General features: G+C 43.3%; 19 protein-coding genes. 14 read left to right on the top strand and 5 right to left on the bottom strand.

Features of this window, described 5'->3' with window-relative positions:
* Window positions 1-3: 3 nt before the first annotated feature.
* Both ACSLUR_RS09055 and ACSLUR_RS09050 read left to right on the top strand, forming a co-directional pair.
* Complete coding sequence (locus ACSLUR_RS09055) at window positions 4-1827, top strand: alkaline phosphatase (protein WP_448553808.1); 1824 nt, start codon at window positions 4-6, stop codon at window positions 1825-1827.
* A gap of 117 nt (window positions 1828-1944) precedes the next feature.
* Window positions 1945-2778: a hypothetical protein gene (locus tag ACSLUR_RS09050; protein ID WP_448553806.1), complete on the top strand. Its 834-nt coding sequence runs from the start codon at window positions 1945-1947 to the stop codon at window positions 2776-2778.
* Between the two features lie 55 nt (window positions 2779-2833).
* On the opposite strand, the gene ACSLUR_RS09045 is transcribed toward ACSLUR_RS09050, so the two are convergent.
* Window positions 2834-3391, bottom strand: a complete 558-nt coding sequence (locus ACSLUR_RS09045) for an SEL1-like repeat protein (protein WP_448553805.1) — start codon at window positions 3389-3391, stop codon at window positions 2834-2836.
* Between the two features lie 165 nt (window positions 3392-3556).
* Between ACSLUR_RS09045 and ACSLUR_RS09040 the strand changes: the two genes are divergently transcribed.
* The 3 genes from ACSLUR_RS09040 (at window position 3557) to ACSLUR_RS09030 (ending at window position 6376) form a co-directional block, all read left to right on the top strand.
* Window positions 3557-4738 (top strand): MltA domain-containing protein, encoded by a 1182-nt coding sequence (locus ACSLUR_RS09040; RefSeq protein ID WP_448553803.1) that lies wholly within the window; start codon window positions 3557-3559, stop codon window positions 4736-4738.
* Between the two features lie 12 nt (window positions 4739-4750).
* Window positions 4751-5215: an RNA methyltransferase gene (locus ACSLUR_RS09035; RefSeq protein WP_116016484.1), complete on the top strand. Its 465-nt coding sequence runs from the start codon at window positions 4751-4753 to the stop codon at window positions 5213-5215.
* 63 nt (window positions 5216-5278) lie between these two features.
* A complete protein-coding gene (locus tag ACSLUR_RS09030) occupies window positions 5279-6376 on the top strand; it encodes an NAD(P)-dependent oxidoreductase (RefSeq protein WP_448553800.1) in 1098 nt (365 codons plus the stop codon).
* Window positions 6377-6398: 22 nt separating this feature from the next.
* Here ACSLUR_RS09030 and ACSLUR_RS09025 read toward each other — a convergent pair whose 3' ends face one another.
* The 4 genes from ACSLUR_RS09025 to ACSLUR_RS09010 all read right to left on the bottom strand — a co-directional run bounded on the left by ACSLUR_RS09025 (window position 6399) and on the right by ACSLUR_RS09010 (window position 10912).
* Complete coding sequence (locus ACSLUR_RS09025) at window positions 6399-8393, bottom strand: polysaccharide biosynthesis protein (RefSeq protein ID WP_448553798.1); 1995 nt, start codon at window positions 8391-8393, stop codon at window positions 6399-6401.
* A 97-nt stretch (window positions 8394-8490) separates the two neighbouring features.
* The gene (locus ACSLUR_RS09020) at window positions 8491-9693 is read right to left on the bottom strand and encodes a DegT/DnrJ/EryC1/StrS family aminotransferase (protein WP_448553796.1); all 1203 of its coding nucleotides are present in this window, start codon (window positions 9691-9693) and stop codon (window positions 8491-8493) included.
* An 8-nt stretch (window positions 9694-9701) separates the two neighbouring features.
* Window positions 9702-10319, bottom strand: a complete 618-nt coding sequence (locus ACSLUR_RS09015) for an acetyltransferase (RefSeq protein ID WP_448553794.1) — start codon at window positions 10317-10319, stop codon at window positions 9702-9704.
* Window positions 10319-10912 (bottom strand): sugar transferase, encoded by a 594-nt coding sequence (locus ACSLUR_RS09010; RefSeq protein WP_448553792.1) that lies wholly within the window; start codon window positions 10910-10912, stop codon window positions 10319-10321. Before ACSLUR_RS09010 ends, ACSLUR_RS09015 begins: the two co-directional genes overlap by 1 nt.
* Window positions 10913-11010: 98 nt before the next feature.
* Between ACSLUR_RS09010 and ACSLUR_RS09005 the strand changes: the two genes are divergently transcribed.
* The 9 genes from ACSLUR_RS09005 to ACSLUR_RS08965 all read left to right on the top strand — a co-directional run bounded on the left by ACSLUR_RS09005 (window position 11011) and on the right by ACSLUR_RS08965 (window position 23359).
* Window positions 11011-11442 (top strand): serine O-acetyltransferase, encoded by a 432-nt coding sequence (locus tag ACSLUR_RS09005; protein WP_448553790.1) that lies wholly within the window; start codon window positions 11011-11013, stop codon window positions 11440-11442.
* Window positions 11439-12560 (top strand): glycosyltransferase, encoded by a 1122-nt coding sequence (locus ACSLUR_RS09000; RefSeq protein ID WP_448553788.1) that lies wholly within the window; start codon window positions 11439-11441, stop codon window positions 12558-12560. Before ACSLUR_RS09005 ends, ACSLUR_RS09000 begins: the two co-directional genes overlap by 4 nt.
* Entirely contained in the window at window positions 12553-13644 is a 1092-nt protein-coding gene (locus ACSLUR_RS08995) for a glycosyltransferase (protein WP_448553786.1), read from the top strand. The genes ACSLUR_RS09000 and ACSLUR_RS08995 overlap by 8 nt, the downstream gene beginning before the upstream one ends.
* Window positions 13645-13739: 95 nt before the next feature.
* Entirely contained in the window at window positions 13740-14966 is a 1227-nt protein-coding gene (locus ACSLUR_RS08990) for an O-antigen ligase family protein (RefSeq protein ID WP_448553780.1), read from the top strand.
* Window positions 14959-16491, top strand: coding sequence for an oligosaccharide flippase family protein (locus ACSLUR_RS08985; RefSeq protein ID WP_448553778.1), 1533 nt, complete (start codon window positions 14959-14961; stop codon window positions 16489-16491). The genes ACSLUR_RS08990 and ACSLUR_RS08985 overlap by 8 nt, the downstream gene beginning before the upstream one ends.
* The gene (locus ACSLUR_RS08980) at window positions 16492-17655 is read left to right on the top strand and encodes a glycosyltransferase family 4 protein (RefSeq protein ID WP_448553775.1); all 1164 of its coding nucleotides are present in this window, start codon (window positions 16492-16494) and stop codon (window positions 17653-17655) included.
* Window positions 17656-17868: 213 nt separating this feature from the next.
* Window positions 17869-19683: a DUF4856 domain-containing protein gene (locus tag ACSLUR_RS08975; RefSeq protein WP_448553773.1), complete on the top strand. Its 1815-nt coding sequence runs from the start codon at window positions 17869-17871 to the stop codon at window positions 19681-19683.
* A gap of 137 nt (window positions 19684-19820) precedes the next feature.
* A complete protein-coding gene (locus ACSLUR_RS08970) occupies window positions 19821-21110 on the top strand; it encodes an imelysin family protein (RefSeq protein WP_448553771.1) in 1290 nt (429 codons plus the stop codon).
* Window positions 21111-21112: 2 nt separating this feature from the next.
* On the top strand, window positions 21113-23359 hold the full coding sequence (locus ACSLUR_RS08965; protein ID WP_448553769.1) for a TonB-dependent receptor family protein: 2247 nt from the start codon (window positions 21113-21115) through the stop codon (window positions 23357-23359).
* The last annotated feature ends 79 nt before the right edge of the window (window positions 23360-23438 follow it).

Genomic DNA, 23438 nt, shown 5'->3' with positions numbered 1-23438 from the left:
GACATGAAAACTTTAAAAATTTTGTCGTTGTCAATTTTGGTCGCACTAACGGGCTGTGGCGGTGATGATGGTAGCGATGGTACAAACGGCACTAATGGTGCCAATGGTTTAAACAGTTTAGTGCTGCAAACACCGCTAGCGGTGGGTAACGCCAATTGCTTAAACGGCGGCGTTCAAATTGATTCGGGTTTAGATGACAACGGCAATAATGCGCTTGATGCTGACGAAGTTGATGCCACGCAATTTGTTTGTGCACCAACCATCACTAATGCGAGCGGTGGTGCTGCTGATGTTACCAGCACCAATACTTGGTTTACCCAAGCTAAACGTCGCATTGAAATTGCACAAAATCGTGCTGAGGCAATTGAAATTGCCAAAGGCCAAGCGAAAAACGTGATCTTATTTGTCGGCGATGGCTTAGGCATTTCAACCATTACCGCAGCGCGAATTATGGCGGGGCAGCAGGCCGGCTTAGCGGGTGAAGAGTACGAGCTAAGTTTTGATAAATTCCCCTATTCTGGCTTTGTTAAAACTTACAATGTTGATGCTCAAACACCAGATTCTGCGGGTACGATGACAGCGATGATGTCAGGTGTTAAAACTGATGTTGGCGTGATTGGTGTTGCTGAGGGGATATCGCGCAGTGATTGTGCCTCAGTCGCTGGCCAAGAGTTGGTTACTGCGCTTGAAATGGCCGAAATTGTTGGCAAATCAACGGGGGTTATCTCAACGGCTCGTATTACCCATGCAACGCCCGCGGCAACTTATGCAAAATCAGCAGATCGCAACTGGGAAGATGTTTCCGACATGCCTGCCGATGCAGTTGCCGCTGGCTGTGAAGACATTGCTTCGCAACTTGTGAATTTTGAGAGCAATCTAGAAGCCCGTTTTGCAGGCTTAGATGTTGACGGTATTGAGGTGATGTTCGGTGGTGGTCGTCGTCACTTCTTGCCAAAAGATGCAGCGTTCAATACTGGTGACGCGGTAAGCAGTGTAGAAGGCGATCGTACCGATGGCCGTGACCTAACTGCTGAGTGGCAAGGTAAATACAGTGCTGGTCAATATGTTATCGACCAAGCTGGCTTTGATGCCATCAATCCTGCCACGACAGAGCGTGTTTTCGGTTTGTTTAACGAGTCGCACATGCGCTATGAAGCAAACCGCAGTGAAGACGCACTGGGCGAGCCATCGCTCACTGAAATGACTGCGAAAGCAATTGATGTGTTGGACAACAATGATGAAGGCTTCTTCTTAATGGTTGAGTCGGGTCGCATCGACCATGGCCACCACGCAGGCAGTGCCTATAACGCGTTAACCGATACCATAGAGTTTGCTAAAGCAGTTGATGCAGCGGTTAAAGCAACGAACCCAGAAGACACATTAATTATTGTCACCGCTGATCACAGCCATGTCTTTACCATTGCTGGCTACCCGAAACGTGGAAACCCAATTTTGGGTAAAGTGGTAAGTGTTGGTAATGAAGAGCCAAGCCTTGCGGCAGACGGCTTACCATACACCACTGTGGGGTACACTAATGGTCGAGGCTTTAAAGACTTGGGGAATGAAACCGATGCCGATGTTGCCTACAGCATGGAAGTCGTCAATGAACGTCAAGATCTAACGACTGTTAACACCGAGTCTTCAGGCTACCATCAAGAAGCTTTGATCCCGTTAAGCTCTGAAACGCATGCGGGTGAAGATGTTGGTGTCTATGCCATGGGGCCAGGTGCGCATTTAGTGACAGGGACTAATGAGCAAAGCTTAATCTTCCATGTTATGAATCATGCTGCCGACTTTGTTGCACAAGCGGACGAAGCATTAGAGTAGCAGTACGTAAGCGTTGAGTTTTTGGAATAACTAAAGCTCAGCCTGACAAGAAAGTTACACATGAAAGTAGTTCAAGAAAGTAACAAAAGATAAGTAATAAAAGGAATTGAGGGCGCTATGCGCCCTCTATCTTCAATTATGAAAATGACAAAATCAGTGAGTTTTATTTTACTGTTAACAAGCTTGCCAGCTTTAGTATTAGCGGGTGAGAATGATAAGGCAGATTCAGAGTCGCAATCATGCAATGCTGAATATTTAGTCGCGCATTTTGAGCAAAGCTTTGGTGATTCAAATATGTATGCGAAGCATCATGCCAAAGAACATGTTTTCCAAGCTGAAGCGCATAGCAATCGCAATGCTCATGAAAGTGCTCAAAAAAATGCTCAGGAGTTAGTACTTGTTCGCAAGGGCCAACGGATAGCTCATTACAATCCAAAACACCAAATTGTTAATATCTGGTATTTAAGTAAGCACAATCAACAGCAGCTAACCCGTGTTTTCGAACAGTACCAACAAGGTATTGAGTATCAATCGGATGAACTGAAAGCTCCGAGTCAGTGGCACTATGTTCGCAGTTTGATCAAGCAAGATTTATTAACACGCATGAGCCTCGAACAAACAAGTGAGCAAGGCTGTCAGAAAGTGAAACACTATGCATTAGAAACAGCAACACACAAGTATCAGCTTAAATGGTTACCTGCTGTGGAGTTACCGCAAGAGCTTATCGTGACGAATAAACACAATGGACAAATAAACCGTTTGCAGCTAACTAAACTCGAAAACGATAAAGTAGCGGCTAAGCAAGCTGCTCATCAACAGTTTGCCAAGTGGGACGCATTGCCAACAACTGACTATGCGGATGTCGGCGACAACGAAAATAACCCGTTTCTAGCGAAGATGATCAACCAGGGATTTAGCGGAATATCTACCTCACATCACCATAGTCACTAATTGAAATAGTGATGTGAAGTTTATTTTCGTGTTGCACTTGGCAGATATGGCGGTATTAACGGTTTTGTGCAAGGTAGTAGTAACCAGGCTTGACTTCAGACTTTGTACAATTGTGTATCGACCTATTTGTACCAAGTGTTTTTAGCGGTCGGCACTTTAATTTTTGTGCTTTTACGCCATATTTATCGACATATAATGAAGCTTCTTTTGTGGCTAGTGCTAAGTAATCTTCATCTAAATTTTCCTTAAGCCAGTTTAGCGGCTTTCGCCATGCCTTGGTTTTTTGTTCATTGGCGACAATGAGCCAAGCATAGCTCTTCATTAAGTCCTGTGGCGTACCTTGACTACTGAGGTACATTACGCCAACCATATACTGTGCTTTCTTGTCTCCTCTCTTAGCCATTTCCTCTAAGGCAGGTAAGGCATTTTGGTAGTCCTTTTTTTTGTAAAGGGCGATCGCTTTTTCAATGTCTTTTTGATAGGTTTCAACAGCAATAAGGTCGCTATTATTTGACAGTGCGTAACTGTTAGGGCTCGACAGCAGTAAAATAGTGAAAGAGCTACATAGCAGTATTTTACTGACAGACGAAAGTATTGATGGTGCAGTATTCATCCTAATATCCTTAATACTTAATATATAATCCGTGTTGAAAATAGTTTAATGAAGACTGTCGTTAACATGAATGTCGAAATGTAACAGGGTATTTAATACTGTTATTCTTGACACAAATCTTGATAAGATCTTGATTCTTCTTAGCTACCACACCTGCATTCTTTAATGAAAAATTTGCTCCAATTTCCGCATTCAAGCGCTCATACCGCGATTGCACTAGTAATTAGTGTGTTTATAACAAGCTCGGTTAAGGTGTTTGCAACAGCGTCTTTTGAAGTTGACCATCAACCTGATTTTGGCCAACTAAAAGGCTTTAAGGGCAGTGAATTGTGTATCGTTGCTGACAATACGCAGCAATACATTGCGCAAAACCCTGATGACGAAAAAGCGGTGCACCGTGGTGCGGTGATTGGCAATAACGTTTCCCTTAAGCGGGTTAACGAAACCTTGGCATTTTTGTGCGAGACCTACCGCAGCGACGTCAGAGCAGGGCGACCGAGTCGATTACATGATAACGCCTTTGTTAAAGCGAACTTTGATTTTGTTCGTTGGTTTCCAGATAAACCAACTGCGACTAAGATTGCCAGCAGTAGCACGAATGAAGTGAAGTCGCGATTACTGAATAATATCCCTGAGCAGCAGTTATTTCTAACTAAGTATTATGCCAAGTTGCTCGATGGCAGCAGCGTTCGAACTGCAAGGTTTGATCAGGCGCTTTACCAACTCCCGTTTGACGAAAAAGGGCTCTCTAAGCAAGCTGCAGAGCTGAAAAAAGATCAGCTCACTCGCTATAAGTACACGCGACAAGAGGTGATAAAAGGTGCTTTGCTAGCAGGCAAGCTTGCCAAACCACTTGTTTGGATGACCGAAGAAGCTTTACACGATGTGCTTTTGCAAGGCACGGGCGTGTTGCAGGTCGATGGAAATACGCGCTATTTTAACGTTCACCGCAATAATGGTATTGCTTATGACTATCATATCGGCAAGCGCGAACAAGCGCGTTATTGGTATTTCGCGGAAGTGCCAAGTATTCTCGGGTATGGGCAAGATTTGCCGAATAAAATTGCGATCAAACCGCAAGTTAGCTTAGCGGGTAACGTCAGGCAGTTAGGCTTAGGTAAGCTGATGTTGCTTAACTATAACGTTCGTGATAACACCACTCAAAGCATTAACTCTGAAGCTCGCTTAGCTATTTTGGCTGACGAGGGCGGTGCGTTTGACAATAATCTATTCCAGTTAGATTTGCTCGCAGGGAGCTACCGCGGCTGGCAAGACTACTATGCTGCCAATAAACATTTCCCCGACTATGCAGATGTTTGGATTCTTCTTAAAAAAACTAATAAATAACACACGTAAACTATGGCTCGCTTAAAACAAACTTATGCTCAAAATGGCTTCTTTGGCATTGGCATTATGAATAATGTTGACGAAATCAATATTGGCACCCTTTGGCGCTCTGCTTATATTTTGGGCGCAGCATTTATTTTTACCGTTGATAAAAAGTACAAAAAGCAAACCACCGATGTGGTTAACGCGTGGCAGAAAATTCCCTTGTATCACTACAACTCTATTGATGAGTTGGTCGCAAATTTACCTTACGACACGCCCTTGATTGGCGTAGAGTTAGACGAAAATGCGCACGATATTACCCGGTTTGAACACCCTCATCGTTGCGTGTATTTACTTGGCAATGAACAATCTGGTCTACCACCGCAAGCGCTGGAGAAGTGTCATCGATTAGTGCAATTGCCGGGTGATTACAGCCTTAATGTGTCGGTTGCTGGTAGCATCGTGATGTATGACCGACTGGCAAAACTTAGTTAACCTCATTATTTGTTTCCCTCTTTCAAATCTGGGGCGTCCCTAAACAGTTAAACGGAGTTATCCATGAATTTTACCCAAGAGCTGGCGTGGAATAATCGCCATATGGTGCGTACCGCCAATGTTGTTAAGCAATTAGGTGATTGCTCAGGCAAGCGCATGGCAGTGAGTACCCATCTAGATATTAAAATGCTGGCGTTCTACGAAGGGTATTTGCGCCAAGGTGGTGAATTGTTTGTCACCACGTGCAATCCAACCACAGTGCGCAATGAAGTGGTCGAATACTTGGTGTCGCTTGGTGCTGAAGCCAAGGCATGGAAAAATATGTCTGATCAAGACTGGCAACAATCACTGCATGACGCGCTGGATTGGCAGCCACACTACTTGTGCGAATTTGGCGCGCAACTCGGTAGTATTTATCATCAAGGTGCTGGCGAAAGTGTGATTGCTAGCCTCGAAGGTACGGGCTCTGGGGTCTCAGCGCTAAAAGATTTATCACTTAAACATCCAGTGTTTAACTGGGATGATCTAGATGCTAAAGAAGGTTTGCATAATCGTCATATGGTGGGGTTAACCGCATGGCAAGCCTTTATGGAGCGAACCCATTTGTCGTTACATGAAAAGAAAGTGCTTATTGTCGGCTATGGTTTAGTTGGGCAAGGCTGCGCTGCTGCCGCCAAAGCATTTGGTGGCCAAGTGATTATTGCAGAAAACGATCCGTCACGAGCATTACTTGCCGCCTATGACGGTTGGCACTGTCAGTCACTACATGACGCAGCTTTGCAAGCCGATGTGATAGTAACCGCAACAGGCGTTGCTGGTGTGCTTTCTGGTGAACTGTTAAATCAGTTAAAAGATGGAGCGTTTGTGATGAATGTTGGCCATGTTAGCCATGAAATCAGGCTCGATGCTTTAACCGATTATCAAGTGAATGAACTGATGCCGGAAATTTTCGAATACCGCCGGGGTGAGCGTTACTTTTATGCGCTATCAAATGGTGCAATGTTTAACTTAACGGCTGGCTACGGTGATAGTTTAAATGCCTTTGATGTCTCGCTGGCACTGATGGCTGCCGGCGTTAAGCATATGTTTTCTGACAGTGATAATTTTAACGCTGGTATGCATATGCTGCCCGAATATGCATGGAAGCCTTTTCTAGCCTAACTTTTTATCGAATTAATTGGCATCAAACAAGCAGCGGCGTAGACGAAACTGGCTGTATTGGGTTGTCAGCGCTTGTGCTCGCTGTTTGAACATGATCAACACTTTCTGTTTTATCAGCCGCTTGGTCAGTTGCTTGAGCTGCAGGCTCAAGGTTATGAGCGCTGTGCTCTGCGGGGACAAATCCTAATGGTGCTTCGATCAACAATTGACGAATTTCGTCGATGTTGTCATCTTTCATTGCTTCAGTGATTTTATTAAGCAGTACCATCACTTCCGCCCAACTAATTGAGCGCTCGTTTGCAGTAAGAATACGCTGATGGTCAGTTGCCTGTGCATGGTCATCAATTAACAGCTCCTCGTAAAGCTTTTCACCGGGGCGCAAGCCGCTGTATTGTATTGCAATATCGCCAGCAGGGTTGTTTTGGTCTTTAACGGTAAAGCCCATCATATGGGTCATTTTCACGGCTAAATCGACAATTTTTACCGGTTTACCCATATCTAGCACAAATACATCGCCACCTTTACCCATAGCGCCTGCTTGAATCACTAACTGAGCGGCTTCAGGGATGGTCATAAAATAGCGAATGATATCTGGGTGAGTCACGGTAATTGGGCCACCGCTGCGAATTTGCTTTTTAAACAAAGGAACAACGGAGCCCGACGATCCTAAGACATTGCCAAATCGCACCATCACAAAGCGTGTTTGATGATCGCGCTTGGCGAGCCCTTGTAACACGAGCTCAGCCATTCGTTTAGTAGCCCCCATAACATTGGTCGGGCGTACCGCTTTGTCAGTGGAAATTAAAACAAAGGTTTCAACTTCACAAAAAACTGCCGCTTGGGCAATTTCATAAGTGCCTAAAACATTATTGGTAATGCCTGCAATAACATTATTTTCTACCATAGGGACATGCTTGTAGGCCGCCGCGTGATATATGGTTTGTACCTGATGAGTGCGAATAATACGGGTCATCAGCATGCCGTTTTGCACGTTACCAATCGTTGGAACAAGCTCAATGCTTGTGTTGTGGCTTTGTTGAAATTCATTAAGCTCTTGATTTATCTCGTATAAAAACGCTTCGCTGACATCCAATAGAATGAGCTTGCTTGGGGTTTGGCTAATGATTTGACGACAAAGTTCTTTACCGATTGAGCCGCCTGCGCCTGAGACCAAAACTACTTTCTCTTTTATATTGTCGCTAAGCAACTCTGGAATTGGCTCTACTGGCTCACGCCCGAGTAGTTCATCAACCGAGACTTCTCGTAACTCGTCAATTTTATGCTTTCCCGAAACCATATCGTGCATTGACGGCACAGTGAGTAGCTCTAGCGCGTAGGGTTCAAAAGCGTTAACGATTTCTTTCATCCGTTCAGGGTTTACTTGCGAGACTGCGATCAGCACCTTAAATTGACCGTATTTTTTAATAAGCTGTTCTAACTGATCTAGGCCATAGATTTTTGTGCCGTGCAGATTACGGCCTTTGTAGCGGGTTTTTTCGTCAACAATCGCTAATACATGGTATTTGTTACTTTGGTTTAGTGCGGTTGACAGTTGCCTGCCAGTGCTACCAGCACCATAGATGACTACTTGGTCACGCTCTTCAAATAAGCGTTCCCCCACGGTAATTCCCACCAAGGCGCGAGCCCCTGCAATAAGCAAAGTTGATAGTACGAGAAAAGAGAAAGGAATAGAGCGTGGTACAAACGCGTCGATCACTTGCGAAGAAAGATAACAGACACACGCGGCACCAACTAAAATGCCAGTGATTTTAAGCGAGGCTTTGGCATTAAAGTAACGAACGATGGAAGAGTAGACATCGAGCAGGTAAAAACAACTCAATGTAAAGCCTGCGGTTAAGACAAATACGGAGAGCTCAGCAAGCGTGAATACATGCATATCGCCCCCTAAACGCAAGAAATACGATAGGAAAAAAGCGATGCTCAGCGCTCCTAAATCATAACTTAGGGCAATAACAAGCTTGATCTGGCTTGGGATCAGATCGATACGTCTACTCATGGGTTATACACCTTTTTATTATTTTTGTACTTCCGTTTTGGGGTGTATCCTTTTGAACCATGATGACAATATTAAATTAACTTGTCATTACAAATATTTACAATTTGGTAACCTTTTTGTTGCTTTGTTCCGCAAGTTGCTCACCAAGTTGCCTGATCGCGAAACAAGTTTGCTCAATTTCCGCCTCTGTTAAGGTTGGATGAACAAGAAACATCAAGCTAGTTTCGCCAAGCGATTTGGCATTGTTGAGGGGGCTTGCTGGGCGAAAGTGCGTGTTATCAAATGCTTTTTCTTTATAAACTTCGGAGCAGCTGCCTGAATAACAAGGGACGTCCAGCTGGCTTATCGCCTGAATAACTTTGTCTCTTGACCAGCCCTGAGGTAATTTCTCCTGTGCGATTGTCACATAGCATTTGTAGTAGGCGTGCTGATAATCGTTTGGCGGTTTTACCACGGTAAGCCAAGGTTGACGCTCACACTCGGCTAGAATTTTTTCTGCATTAGCTTGTCGAGCTTGCTGCCACGCAGGCATGCGTGTCAATTGAATACGACCAATAGCAGATTGCATTTCAGTGATACGCCAGTTAGTACCAAAACTTTCATGCAACCAACGATAACCGGGTGGATGTTCTCGTTCATATACGGCATTGTAAGATTTGCCATGATCTTTAAAGGCCCAGGCTTTGCGCCACAAGGCTTCGTTGTTCGTGGTGAGCATGCCGCCTTCACCACCTGTGGTCATAATCTTATCTTGGCAGAATGACCAACAGCCAATGTCCCCAATACTACCGACTGAGCGGCCTTTGTATTTGGCGCCATGCGCCTGGGCACAATCTTCGATAACAAATAACTTGTGGTCACTTGCCAATGCCATAATTTCATCCATATCGCATGGCCAACCCGCCAAATGCACACATATGATTGCTTTAGTTTTGTCTGAAATGACTGGCTTAATGGTTTGAGGTGTAATGTTTTGGCTGGTTAAATCAACATCAGCAAATACAGGTGTTGCGCCTGCATTAATGACACAGCTAATTGATGCAATAAAGGTACGAGGGGTGACGATAACTTCATCGCCTTCGCCAATATCGAGCGCATGCAGGGCTAAATCAAGCGCTAGCGTACCATTAGCAACAGCAACGGCATGTTGGCAATCGGCAAACTGCGCAAACTCTTGCTCAAACTTACGGCCTTCTTGTCCTGTCCAGTAATTGACTTTGTTGGATAATAATACCTTTGATGCCGCATCCGCTTCTTCTTGGCTAAAGCTCGGCCATGGGGAAAATTTAGTATTTAACACGTAAAACCTTATAACTTTCGTGCTGGATTACCGACATAGGTGCCAGCTTGCTCAATATCTTTAATAACAACCGTACCTGCACCTAGGTAAACGTTATCTGCTAGTTTGCAGCACTGAATAACGCTGCAACCTACACCAGCCCAAACTTTGTTACCTAACGTGGCTTCGCCAGAAATATTTGCACCAGGAGCGATATGACAGGCGTCGCCGAGCTGACAGTCGTGGTCTACGGTCGCATTGTGGTTAATAATGCAGGCCACCCCGATTAGGCTGTCAATACCAATAACAGCATTGGCAAACACTACTGAGCCTTGACCAATCGTTGAGTAAGGACTGACTATAGCTCTAGGGTGGATAAGTGTTGCTAATCGTCCACCGGTGTTAGCAATGTTTTGTGTTATTGCAAGCCGAGTGTCGCTGTTTCCGACGGCAACAATAAATTCGTAATGCTTTAGATATTTTGACCAATCTTTGTCACTTGTAACGGTTGGCCAACGGCTATTTATTGTCTCTTTAGGGTAAATTGCGTCAGCAAATACAATCTCATCATATTTGTTCATTGTCTCAGCACAATCGGCAACCACACGGCCATGACCCCCTGCGCCAATAATCATTAGCTTAGTCATCAGCTATTTCCGGTAAATTTGGTCATAGTGGCTTGACCTTGCGCTGATATATCACTGCGTTTTAACACTTTGTAAACGGTTAAAAACAGAATTTTAATATCGAGCCAAAATGATTGGTTATCTACATACCAAATGTCTAGGTCAAACTTCTCTTGCCAGCTCAGCGCATTGCGGCCATTTACCTGCGCCCAACCTGTAATTCCGGGTTTAACGTCGTGACGACGGGCTTGTTCTTGTGAATAAAGTGGCAAGTATTCAACCAATAAGGGCCTTGGCCCCACTAAACTCATGTTGCCGATTAATACATTCCAAAGACCCGGTAGTTCGTCCATGCTTGATGCACGTAGAAATTTACCAAATCGAGTTAACCGCTCTGCATCTGGCAGAAGGCTCCCTTCAGCATCTGTTTCACTGGTCATTGAACGAAACTTGACCATATGAAAGGTCTTACCGTGCAAGCCAGGTCTTGGTTGTTTAAAGAGAATCGGGCTGCCTAAATTGATGCGAACTAGTATTGCGACAAGGATTATCAAAGGTGATAAAAGCAGCAAAACAGAGACTGCGATAGTGCAATCAAATAGTCTTTTTATCATTATTATTCTTATTTTGAGTTCAGCACTAGAGTGCTTTATTTTAATTTTCAACCATAGTAAATTGATTACATAATAAAAATCAAAAAACTTATTCCTCTATGCACGCAGTTGTTCGCTGGTATTACTTGGCGCGGTATCTTTATCTCAAACGCATTCCTTTAATTCCCCAGATTATTTATAAACTTAGCCGAATTATTTTTGCCTGTGATCTTAAATATACCGCTGATATTGGCAAAAATGTTGGCTTCTTTCACAATGGCTTAGGTGTTGTAATTCACCGTGATGCGCAAATAGGGGATGACTGTTTGATCTATCAAAATGTCACAATAGGTGGCAATGGTAAAACAGGAGACGAAAACGGTGTGCCAACTATAGGTAAAGGGGTATTCATCGGCGCTGGTGCTGTAATACTTGGACCCGTGACGATTGGCGATGGCGCTAAAATTGGCGCTAACTCGGTTGTGCTTTCGGACGTGGAGTCAAACACTACGGTGGTGGGAATACCTGCGCGACGAGTTGTGAGCGCATGATTAGAGTGTTGCATTTATTCGCCAACCTTAACTTAGGTGGCGCAGAAAGTCGTATGATGGATATATATCGTACGCAAGAAGGCACAGGGGTTGTCAACGAGTTTGTGATTATGACCGATGAAGTCTGTTACTTTAGCGACGAAATTTTAACCTCTGGAGGCACAATTCATCACATTCCTAATCCTAGGCATGGCCTGCTGTCTAATTTGTTAGGCTTATATCGTCTACTAAAATGTGCGCCCCAATATGATGTGTTGCATGCCCATACTTCATACTACTCTGGTATAGCGGTTTTCATTGCGTGGTTAGCAGGTCTAAAAGTACGCGTTGTTCATGCGCGCAATAAAAGTACTAACGAAATTAGCTTCAAAACTAAAGCCATGTTTGCTCTTGGACGCACCTTAGCAAATATTTGTGCGACCCATAAGTTTGCGATTTCAAACGATGCAGGGCGCTTCTTATTCGGTCATAAAAGCCAATATGATTGTCTTCCCAATGCTTTCAACTTTGAGCAAGTTCAACATCGAACAAACTTTAGCGACTCAGATAAGCGTCGCCTTGGTTTGCCCACTAATACGTTGAACCTAGTTTGTATTGCTCGATTTTCCCCAGTTAAAAACCATCAGTTTTTAGTTGAATTGCTGCAATTTATAACTGAGCGAAACCTTAAGATAGCTGGTAAAGCGGTATGTTTGCATTTGATCGGGGACGGAGAATTGCGTAATAAAATGGAACGCAAAGTGTCTGCCCATGAACTTCAAGGTAAAGTAAGGTTCTGGGGAAAGCGCAACGACATTGCAGATATTTTGGGCATGTTTGATGTTGCTTTGATGACCAGTTTTAACGAAGGGCTTGGTGTATTTGCTTTGGAGGCTCAGGCCGCAGGTTTGCCCTGTGTATTGTCGACAGGCTTACCAGAAGAAGCTGATATTGGTCTAGGAATGTGCCAATTTATTGATTTGAAGAGGCCGATAAGTGATTGGCAAGTTGCCATCGAAAAGGCGGCAAATATTCCTGTTTTACCCAAACACCGAATTGATAACCAGCTTAAGCAGCGAGGTTATACATTAGAACAAACCCGTTCTACTTTGATTCGCGCATATAACGCTCATGGCTAAGCATCATATATTACAGGTTATCCCCAGCTTAGCGTTAGGCGGCATTTCCTCTGTGGTCATGAACTGGTATCGAGCGCTAGATAGAAACCTTGTGCAGTTTGACTTTATTAGCTTTAATGACGGCCCGCTAGCGCAGGAAATTACTGCTTTAGGCGGCTGTGTTTTTATTCTTCCCACTTTTAGGCAGCAACCGCTCAATTATATGGCTGCATTTCGAAAAATACTAAATAATGGCACACGCTATCAAGCCATTCACGTGCACAACAGCTTTAAGAATGTGGTCATGTTATGGCAAGCAAAGCTCGCCAATGTACCAGTAAGAGTTTGCCATTCTCATACTGCAGGTTTAGAGGCAAAATGGCTACGACCGTTATTTGGGGTGATTAAGCAGTTAACGAGAGCAGCTAGCAATCAATATGTTGCTTGTGGTCAAGAAGCTGGAAGCTTCTTATTTGGTCAACGTCGCTTTGAACAATTAAATAATGCTATCGACGTAAAAAAATATAACCTGCCCAATTTGTCCGACGATAGCCGAAAAGCACTTTACGAGAAATATCAGCTACCTAAGCACAAACATTTGGTTTTACATGTCGGCCGATTTTCTAAGGTAAAAAACCATCAGTTTTTGCTAGCCTTGGCGCAAGATAAGAATTTAGACAACGATATTCATTTTGTTTGCGTAGGTGATGGCCCGTTAAAAACAGAAGTCGCGAAGCAAATTGAGTCTGCTAATCTTCATCAGCGTTTTTCCCTGCTGGCGTCAAATAATGAGATTGCTAAGCTTATGGCCATCGCTGACGCTTTTATTATGCCGTCAGTTTTTGAGGGTGTTTCAGTTGCTCTGCTAGAAGCGCAGGCAAGTAATCTTCCATGTTTAGTGTCAAACACTGTCGCAAAAGAAGTAGACATGGGAATGGGCAGCTTGAAATTTCTGTCATTGTCAGAGCCTAATCGCTGGACTGAACAATTAAACCTTATGACACCCAAAGCATTAGATAGCGAGGCGCAGGCGTGTTTTTCACGTCATGGTTACTCCATTGATGACGTCGTCGATAAGCTTATCGGTATTTATCAAATCCAATGAAGTTAACTTTGGGGTCAGTAAAGAAATTTCCCATCGAGCTTATGCTAATAGGCTTTATTTTTTTACTTTTAGCGATCACGCAACAAGCTTTTCTAATGTTAGCCGTAGTCGCTATTGGGGTTGCTGTTGCAGGCTTGTTGCCTTTCTCTCGCAGTATTCAATTGATAATTTTCTTGATCCCATGCTTGGCACCGTTTTCGACAAATCCTTATTTGCCTGTATCTCTAGCCACTTTGATTTATTTAGCTGTGTTAGGGCGTTACCTGCTAACTGAAGGCGGAAGGAGCCAATACTACCTTCCTGGCATTGTTGCTGCACTTGTACTGATTGGCTTTGAATTGCTGCATATCATCTACAATCCAGTGGTGTTCTCGAGCAAAACTATTCGTTGGCTATTACTATTTTTGTTGGTGGTCATGCTGATCTTTGACAAGAGAAAATATGCCAGTTTTGCACAATTGCGGTTTGCATTTCTACTTGGCTTTGTATTTTCGACTTTATTTGGCCTGCTTAGTCAGGTATTTCATCCCGAAGTGGTATATAACACTAACGTTATACAACGCTTTTCTGGCGCTGCCGGCGACCCAAACAATTTCGGGTTATTTTGCTTGTTATTGGTATTTTTTTATTTACCCAGTCAGCCTAGAGAGCAGATTTCAATCTCCCAATTGGCGCTTTGTGCGGCATTATTAGGAGTTGGGGCAATAACTGTTTCTAGAAGTTTTTTCTTGGTCACGAGTTTTAGCTTGTTGCTTTACTTTGTTTTGTATTTTCGCACCGCTATCGGGGAAATGGTCTATCGAAGTGTTGTATTTTTTGCAGTTTTAGTGGCAGTAGGCTTTGTACTCTATTGGCATGGTGCGACTACTGAGCTGGCAATTTTTGAGCGTTTCTCTAGCGATAATGCCGCCGATCTGACTGGAGCTCGCAGTACTATTTTTGTGGAATACTTAACCCTGTTTACGCAGTTAGATTTAAGTTTTCTGCTCTTTGGTGCAGGAATCAATGGTTACCTTGGTTACTATAACCATTTCTTCTTGAACAATAACGTATTTACTGAAATCGTTGGCCCCCACAATACCTATATCGAGTTGCTTGTCAGTTTTGGTCTGCTTGGCAGTTTTATCTTTCTTTATTTTTTTTATCTGTGCTTTAAAGCTGAAAAAATTCGAACCTCGACTCAGCAAATTTATGCGATCAGTTTGTTACCGCTTATTGTCTTCAGTCTATATTGCTTGAGCTTACAGAACTTAGGTAAATATACCAGCTACTTGTTGTTACTAATGATTATCTTAAATACCTGCCGAGCCAAACATGAATGACGCTAAACAGCGCAGCCTAGGTGTGGCGTTAGGCTACTTATCTATTACGCTAAGAAATATTCTTGGTTTATTGCTGATCCCTTTTATGATTCATCATTTGGGGATCAGTGAATACGGGATCTACAGCCTAGTTTCTTCATTAGCACTTTATCTCGTCATACTTGAGCTTGGCTTATCAAATACAACTATTCGTTTTATTTCGAAATATCGTGCGGAAAATGACGTACCGGCCCAACATCAGTTTTTGGGTAATGTACTGTTTATCTACACGTTAATTGCAATGCTTGTCTTTGCGGTGGGCAGCTATATCTGGTGGCATTTACCCAGCATGTTTGCTGAGAGCTTGACCTTAGAGGAAGTAAGCCTACTCAAACAAAGCTATGCGCTATTGCTACTTAGTGTGATTGTGACTCTAATGAGTAACAGCTTTACTGGCATTATTACTGCGCACGAAAAGTTTGTCTTTGAGCAAAGCTCTCAAATTTCATTCTTTTTGCTCCGCTGCTCGCTGGTTGTTGGTGCATTATTGCTTGGTTACGGCGTGATCGAAATTGCGTTAATAGACCTTGTTATTAATGTTTGCCAAGCCTTGATGCGTATCTATTTTGTTTTCTGGAAACTTAAGTTCAAAGTTTCATTCCAAGGCTTTAATTTTACAGCTTTGAAAGAGGTAGCTGTTTTTAGTGGGTTTGTAGCACTTGCTGTGATTGTTAATCAAATAAACTGGCGTGTTGATAACCTTATTATTGGCTACATGCAAGGCAGCGAAGCGGTAGCTATTTTTAGCGTTGGTATTCAGCTTATTCTATGTTTTATTGCCTTTGCCAGTACGATTTCAAACGTTTTCGCACCGAAAATAATCAGCATGGTGACAGCGAAAGCAACGATGACACAATTAACCGATGAGCTTATTAAAGTCGGTCGAATGCAGTTGATCGTTCTGGCGTTTGTACTCGGTATTTTTATTCTATTTGGACAGCAATTTATCCAACTATTTGTTGGTTCAGAGTTTCAATTAGCTTACTGGGTCGCATTACTTCCTATGATACCTTTCACCCTTGTACTAACGCTCAGTGCTAGTAATGCATTACTGCACGGAATGAATAAACACAAAACAAAAAGTCTTATTTTACTGGCTACTGCATGCCTAAATGTCATGTTCTCGGTGTTCTTAGTTAATATTTATGGGCTGGTTGGCGCCGCGATTGGTACTGCAGCGACCTTACTTATCGGTGAAGTTTTATTAATTAGCCGCTACCTAGCCAGCTTAGGTATAGAAATCAAGCGCTTTTACTATGAAACCGCTGTTCTTATGTTGCCAGTACTAAGTATTGCCATTGTAGGCTCTGCGTTCATTATACCTGAGTTTAGTGGCTGGTTTGGCTTAATCTGCCAGTGCCTTCTTTTTCTTATGGGTTATTTGGTTCTGATTTATTGGTTATTCATCAATAAACAGGAAAAACAATGGATTAAAGGTATTTTGAACAATGTGTTTGTTAGGGCAGAAGTGAGAGGTGTTAAGTAAATGAAAGTAATGATTCTTGGCGCCTTTCCTGATTCCATTATTAAATTTCGCGGTGTCTTAATTGAGCAATTAGTGCTTCAAGGGCATGATGTTGTGGTATCAACGGCATATGCCACTAGCGATATTGTTGAGCAGGTAGAGGCTATAGGCGCTCGTTTTGTTGGCTATAAGGTTGAGCGTAATGGCCTAAATCCCTTGGCGGATCTCACAACATTCTGGCAATTGTTAAAACTGTTTCGTGCTGAGCAGCCTGACAAGATCCTCGCATATACTATCAAGCCAATTATTTGGGGAGGCATTGCGGCCAAGCTAATTGCCAGAACTCAGTTCTATGCGATGATAACTGGCTTAGGTTATGCGTTTGAAAAAGGCTCGTTTAAAAGGCGACTAATACGAGGCTTGGTTAAATGTTTATATCGTTTTAGCTTATGTTCAGCGAGCAAAGTGATTTTCCAGAATAACGAAAACAAGCAGATATTTATTGATGAAAAGTTAGTAAATATTGAAAAAACTGGCCGAGTTCATGGTTCAGGCGTATCGCTTACCGACTATGTTCAACAACCGTTGCCTGAAAAGCCTATAACTTTTCTTTTGATCGCCCGATTATTGGGTGACAAAGGCATCAGAGAATACGCCCAAGCTGCGCAACAAGTTAAAGCTAAATATCCTGAAGTAAATTTTCAGCTTGTAGGTCCTTTTGACCCCTCACCTGACGGGCTTAAATCCGATGATGTTGGACAATGGCGAGAGTACATTGATTATTTGGGTGAACAAAAGGATGTGCGCCCATTTATCGAACAATGTCATATTTATACACTACCTTCTTATCATGAAGGTTTGCCCAGAACTGTGCTGGAAGCAATGGCCATAGGCCGCCCCATTTTAACAACCGATGTTCCAGGGTGTCGCGATACTGTAATTAACGGCGAGAATGGCAAGTTAGTGCCAAGCAAAAGTGTGGATGCGCTTGCCAACGCTATGCTTTGGTTTATTGAAAACAGCGATGAATGGCCTGTGATGGCTCAAAAGAGTCGAGAATTTGTCGAAACTTACTTCGATGTTAATCGAGTGAATCAACAGTTATTTTCTTTGATGGAACTCAATGTTAAGTGCGACAATGCACGCGATAATACGGCGCAGTCTGCTGACATCATAGTCGAATAGTCGTCGCGCGATACCCCTTAATATTTTTAGAATCAAAAATCGAATATTGATCATAAACAACAAACATAAAGTTATTGATGATATTTATTCGCATTTGCATTTATCTTTGTGCTAGTATGCTTTACAAAATTTACATAACTTTACGCATGAGCATTTAATAACCTATAACTTATGGGGATGCGCTCAATACTAACAACAAGGTTAATCTCGAAAATGAAAAAGTCTCTAATTACTACAGCTATTTTAGCGTCGTTAACTTTATCTGCCTGTGGCGGTAGCAGCGGCGGTTCTGACGATACAGATCCAGTAACCCCTACGCCAACGCCAAATACTGCTCCAACTGATATCGCTATTGATAACAGCAGTGTTGATGAAAACGCAACGGGTGCTGTAGTAGGTAAGCTGTCAGCTACTGATGCTGAAGGTGGTGCTATGACGTTTACCGTTGATAGCGATGTGTTCGCAATTGATGGTGACGATCTAAAACTTGCTGACGGTGTTGCTGCAAACTTCGAGCAAAACGAATCGTTAACAGTTAATGTAACGGTTGCTGACTCAGATGGCGCAACTTATTCAGAAGAATTAACCATTAACGTGAACGACGTATTAGACGCTTACACATTTGAAAGTAAGTTTGTTAGCGGTGAGTCAGGTGTAAACTACAGCGGTCAAACTGCACGCCAGGCACAAATTGCTCAGCTTAACCACTACATTGCAAACGATTTACAAAGTGAACTTGACGCCACAAATGGTCCACTAAGAACTCGTCAAGACGTTATCAATAAACTTTACTCTTTCTTCCACTTAAGCAGTGCCGATGATGGCTTAGACTCATCAGCAACTGACGGCTTAGGTCAAGACTACACGCTATACCACTACGATACTAACCAAGCAAACATTGGTGCTGGCTTACAAGTAACATTCGAAAGCGACGCATTACAACCAACGATTGGTGCGATCTCTGGCAGCCATAAAGATTTACGCGGTAAGCTTGCAGGTAACGACGCTTCTCGTATGCACAAAGATTGGAACGATGGTTCAAGCTTTGCTGGTTGGACTGACGGTATGACGCCAACCAACTTAGTGGCTGAGTTCTTCAAGCAACTAGCTGACAACGCAGACATGGTACTAAGTGGTGACCTACGTCGTGATGAAGCTACGGATGAAGTGATTAACACTGTTTATATCAATACTAACGGTACTGATTTAAAACAACTTATCCAAAAATTCCTATTAATGGGTGTTAACTTCTCTCAAGGTACTGATGACTACTTAGACGAAGGTATTGGCCAAGATCGTGATAACACACAGGCTCGTAGCTCGGGTGGTACAGATACATTGTTAGAGCACGGTTATGACGAAGGCTTCGGTTACTTCGGTGCAGCACGTGACTACATCGAATATAGCGATGACGAAATTGCGCAAAAAGGTGGTCGTGATGATTACCAAGGTAAGCACGACACTGATGGCGACGGTAAAATTAACTTGCTTTCAGAGTACAACTTTAGCGCGTCAGTAAATGCAGCTAAACGTGACCGTGCTACAGCGGGTAACACTAACCCAACTGATTTCACAAAAGATGCTATGGAAGCGTTCATTGCAGCACGTGAAATTATGCGCACAAATACAACGATCAGCGATGATCAACAAACCATGATTGAAACGTATGTTAGCCAATCAACAATGGCTTGGGAAAAAGCAATTGCAGCAACGGTTGTTCATTACATTAATGATGTAACCAATGACTTAGAAAAATCAGGTACCGCTGACTACAACTCTGGTGATGTTGCTAAGCACTTCTCAGAAATGAAAGGTTTTGCACTTGGTTTGCAGTTTAATGAGAACTCTCCGTTAACTGAAGCTCAGTTTGCTGAAGTTCACAGCTACATGGGAATCAAGCCAGTATTACTTGCTAATGGTTCAACAGATATGACAGCTGTAAATGCTTACATTGCTGATTTAGATAAAGCTCGTGATATCTTTCAAGCAGCATACGAATTTGACGCGGAAAATGTTGAGAACTGGTAAAACACCAATAATCAATAAGTTAAAGTAATTTAAGCCTTGGCTCTTAGGACCCAAGGCTTGTTTTGTTTTTATTGCCCTAAAAAATATGAGTACTGTGGGCGATAGAAATAAGTGGTAATTTACAAAAAGGTTTACATATGTCTGTTCATACTAAACGCGCGCTATTACCAGTGGCCATAGCCAGTGCGCTTGTTCTTAGCGCCTGTGGTGAAAGCACTAGCAGTGACGCGGGCCCCGATTTTAATGGCGGTTCAACACCTCCAACTACACCACCAACAACGCCTCCTACGACACCACCAACGACTCCTAATCCGAGTTTTGAACAAAAAGCGCTATTAGAAAACCTAGCTGATAACGTGATTAGTCCAACGTTCGAACAATTTGTCCAAGCTACTGGCGCACAAGTGTCTGCAGTGGAAAGCTACTGTCAAGTGGAAGTGGCTGCTGGGCAAGGTAACGCAACTAGTGAGCAAGTAGATACCGCTTTAACGGCGGCACAAGCAAGCTGGCGCACCAGTATGAATATTTGGCAACAAGCAGAAGTTATGCAAGTAGGGCCTTTGGTAAGCAACGGTGGTTTTTTGCGTAATAAAATTTATGTCTGGCCTTTAGCAAACTCTTGTAACGTAGACTTTGAAGTTATTAACTTTCGCACAGGTAGTATCAATGGCCAGCCTTATGACATTGCTAACCGTGCTGCCAGTCGACGAGGTTTAGCTGCGCTAGAGTACTTATTGTTTAATGAGAACCTAGATCACAGCTGTACTGTTGGCGCTCAACCAGAAGGTTGGAATAGCGAAACTGATCAAGCTCGCAAAGAGGCACGTTGTATGTTTGCAGCGGAAGTTTCACGCGATTTAAGCACCAGTGCGCAGGAGTTAGTTAATGAATGGAATGGCGACAACGGGTTTGCTGGTGAATTGAAACAAGCGGGAACGTCGGGAAATCAATTTAGTACAGAGCTTGAAGCAATTAACCGTATTAGTGACGCACTGTTCTACATCGACACCGCAACTAAAGATGGCAAGCTGGCGGCACCACTTGGGTTATTCTCCAATGTTTGTGGTGCAGAGGCATGTCCTGAAGCGGTTGAGTCAGTCTATGCGAATAACTCACTCGACAATATTGAAAACAACTTGTTGGCATTCCAAAAGCTGTTAACAGGTGGTGAAGGTATTGGTTTTACTGACTTCCTGATTGATCAAGGCGATTCTGGAACGGCCACAACGATGACGACTGACGTTGAAGCGGCGATCAGTAACATTCAAGCTTATCAGCAAACCTTAGCGCAAACGTTGGAGGATAACGAAGCACAAGTGACAGAAAGTCACGCGCGCGTGAAAGCCGTTACCGATACGCTGAAAGCTGATTTTATTAATAGTTTAGCGCTTGAATTACCGCAAACTTCAGCAGGGGATAACGATTAATCATGGCTGTTTTGACAAATAACAATAAAACAATCAACCGAACTACGCTTGCCTTAGCGGTCGCGACAGCGCTTTCGTCTGTTGCTATGCCAGCTTTTGCTGATGAAAACCCAGATGATGACAAGCCTGCTGAATATTACGAACGCATTCAAATATTAGGCAACGACAATCGCTTACGTACTGAACCTGGTTCAACTACGGTAATTGGAGAAGCTGAGCTAGAGAAGTTCAAATTTAACGATATTAACCGTGTGCTTTACAGCGTACCAGGTGTCAATATTCGTGAAGAAGACGGCTTTGGCTTGCGTCCAAATATTGGTTTTCGTGGTGCAACCCCTGAGCGTAGTCAGAAAATAACCGTGATGGAAGACGGTATTCTGATTGGCCCAGCACCTTATTCAGCGCCAGCAGCCTACTACTTCCCGATGATGAGTAAAATCACTTCGGTTGAAGTATCAAAAGGCCCTGCGGCTACCAAGTATGGCCCCAATACTGTTGCGGGTGCCATTAACTTAGTGACTCGCCAAGTACCTCAGGCCCAAGAAGGTTCGATTGATTTAGCGGCAGGTAGTGATGGTTTTGGTCGTGCCAAAGCCTACTTTGGCAGCACTAATGGCGACTTTGGTTATGTGGTTGAAGGTGTTCACTTACGCTCTGATGGCTTTAAAGAACTTGATGGTGGTGGTGATACTGGTTTTGAGAAAAACGATATTATGGCGAAGTTTAACTACGACCTTTCTGGCGGTGGTTACAGTCAAATTATCGAATTAAAGCTTGCCTATGCTGATGAAGAATCTAATGAAACCTACTTAGGTTTAACGGATGCAGATTTTGCTGAAAACCCGAATCGTCGCTACGCTGCCGACCAACTGGCATTGATGGACTGGGAACATAAACAGTTTATGTTTACCCACTTTATCGGCAACGATACCTTTGATTTGACAACACGTGTTTATCACAACGACTTTGACCGCTCTTGGTTTAAGCTTAATAGCTTCAAAGGTGGCTTAGTTAATCGCGACCTGCAAGAGATTCTGGCGAATCCTGAAGATGAAGTGAATGCGCGTTTTTATCGCATTTTGACTGGCGAACAAGACTCAGTACAAGAATTTGAAAAGCTGTTAGTGGGTGATAATTACCGCGAATTCTACTCACAAGGTATTCAATCAGAGCTTTACTACAATGTTGAGCTAGCTGGCCTTAAGCACCAAGTTAACGCGGGTTTCCGCTTTCACAAAGACCAAATTCGCCGTCGCCATACTGAAGATGCCTTCTTTATGCGCTCTGGTAACTTAGTGTCTGATGGCTCGCCACAAGTTGCGACAACCAGTAACCGCGAAACAAGCGAAGCACTAGCGGTATTCTTGAAAGATACGATTTACGTGAATGACTTTGAATTTACCTTAGGTATTCGCGGTGAGTTTATTGATTCTGAATATCAGAATGAAGCACCGGGCAGTGAAGGCGACTACCTGAATAAAGATTCAAGAATCTGGTTACCAAGTGCGAGTGTATTCTACAAATACTCTGATGAGTTAGGCTTCTTTGCGGGTGTACACGAAGGTTTTGTACCGACTCGCCCACAAGAAAGCCCAGAAGTTGATATTGAAAACAGTGTGAACTATGAAGTTGGTACCCGCTATCACAACGGTAATTCTCAGTTAGAAGCGGTTGTCTTTTTCAACGACTTCGACAGCTTGAAAGAAAGCTGCTCATTCTCAGCGGCATCTGCCTGTGGTGGTAACTTAGATGCCGAGTTTAACAGTGGTGAAGCCAGTGTACTGGGGCTAGAATTAGCGGCCTCGCACACTTTTGCAACGGATTGGGGTATTGATGTACCAACTTCAATTACCTACACCTACATAGACGGTGAGTTTGATACGAGCTTTGTTTCTGACTTCCCGATGTGGGGCGCTGTTGAAGAAGGCGACGCACTGCCTTACCTGCCTGAAAACCAGCTTTCTGTCAGCTTAGGTTTAGCCAGCAACGACTGGGAAGTTAGCTTAGTGGCTCGTTACATTGATGAAATGCTAGAAGCCTCTGGTGACGGTGTGGTGCTATCAGGTGTGACAACAGAGTCATTAACTGTGGTTGATATGTCGGCAAGCTACGACTTTGGTGACTATGGTAGTGTTTACCTAAAACTAGACAATGTGTTTGATAAACAAGAAATTGTTAGTCGTCGCCCGTTTGGTGCACGCCCAACGAAACCGCAACAAGCGATTGTTGGTTATCAATACAGCTTCTAAGTTGTTATCAAGCTTTTGATCATGCCTTTTATAAAGTGTTGATTAATTAAGCTTTAAAGATGCGCTACTAGTCGGCTTT

The organism is Thalassotalea montiporae (assembly GCF_053485855.1).
This window is presented reverse-complemented; position numbering and strand designations above follow the sequence as displayed.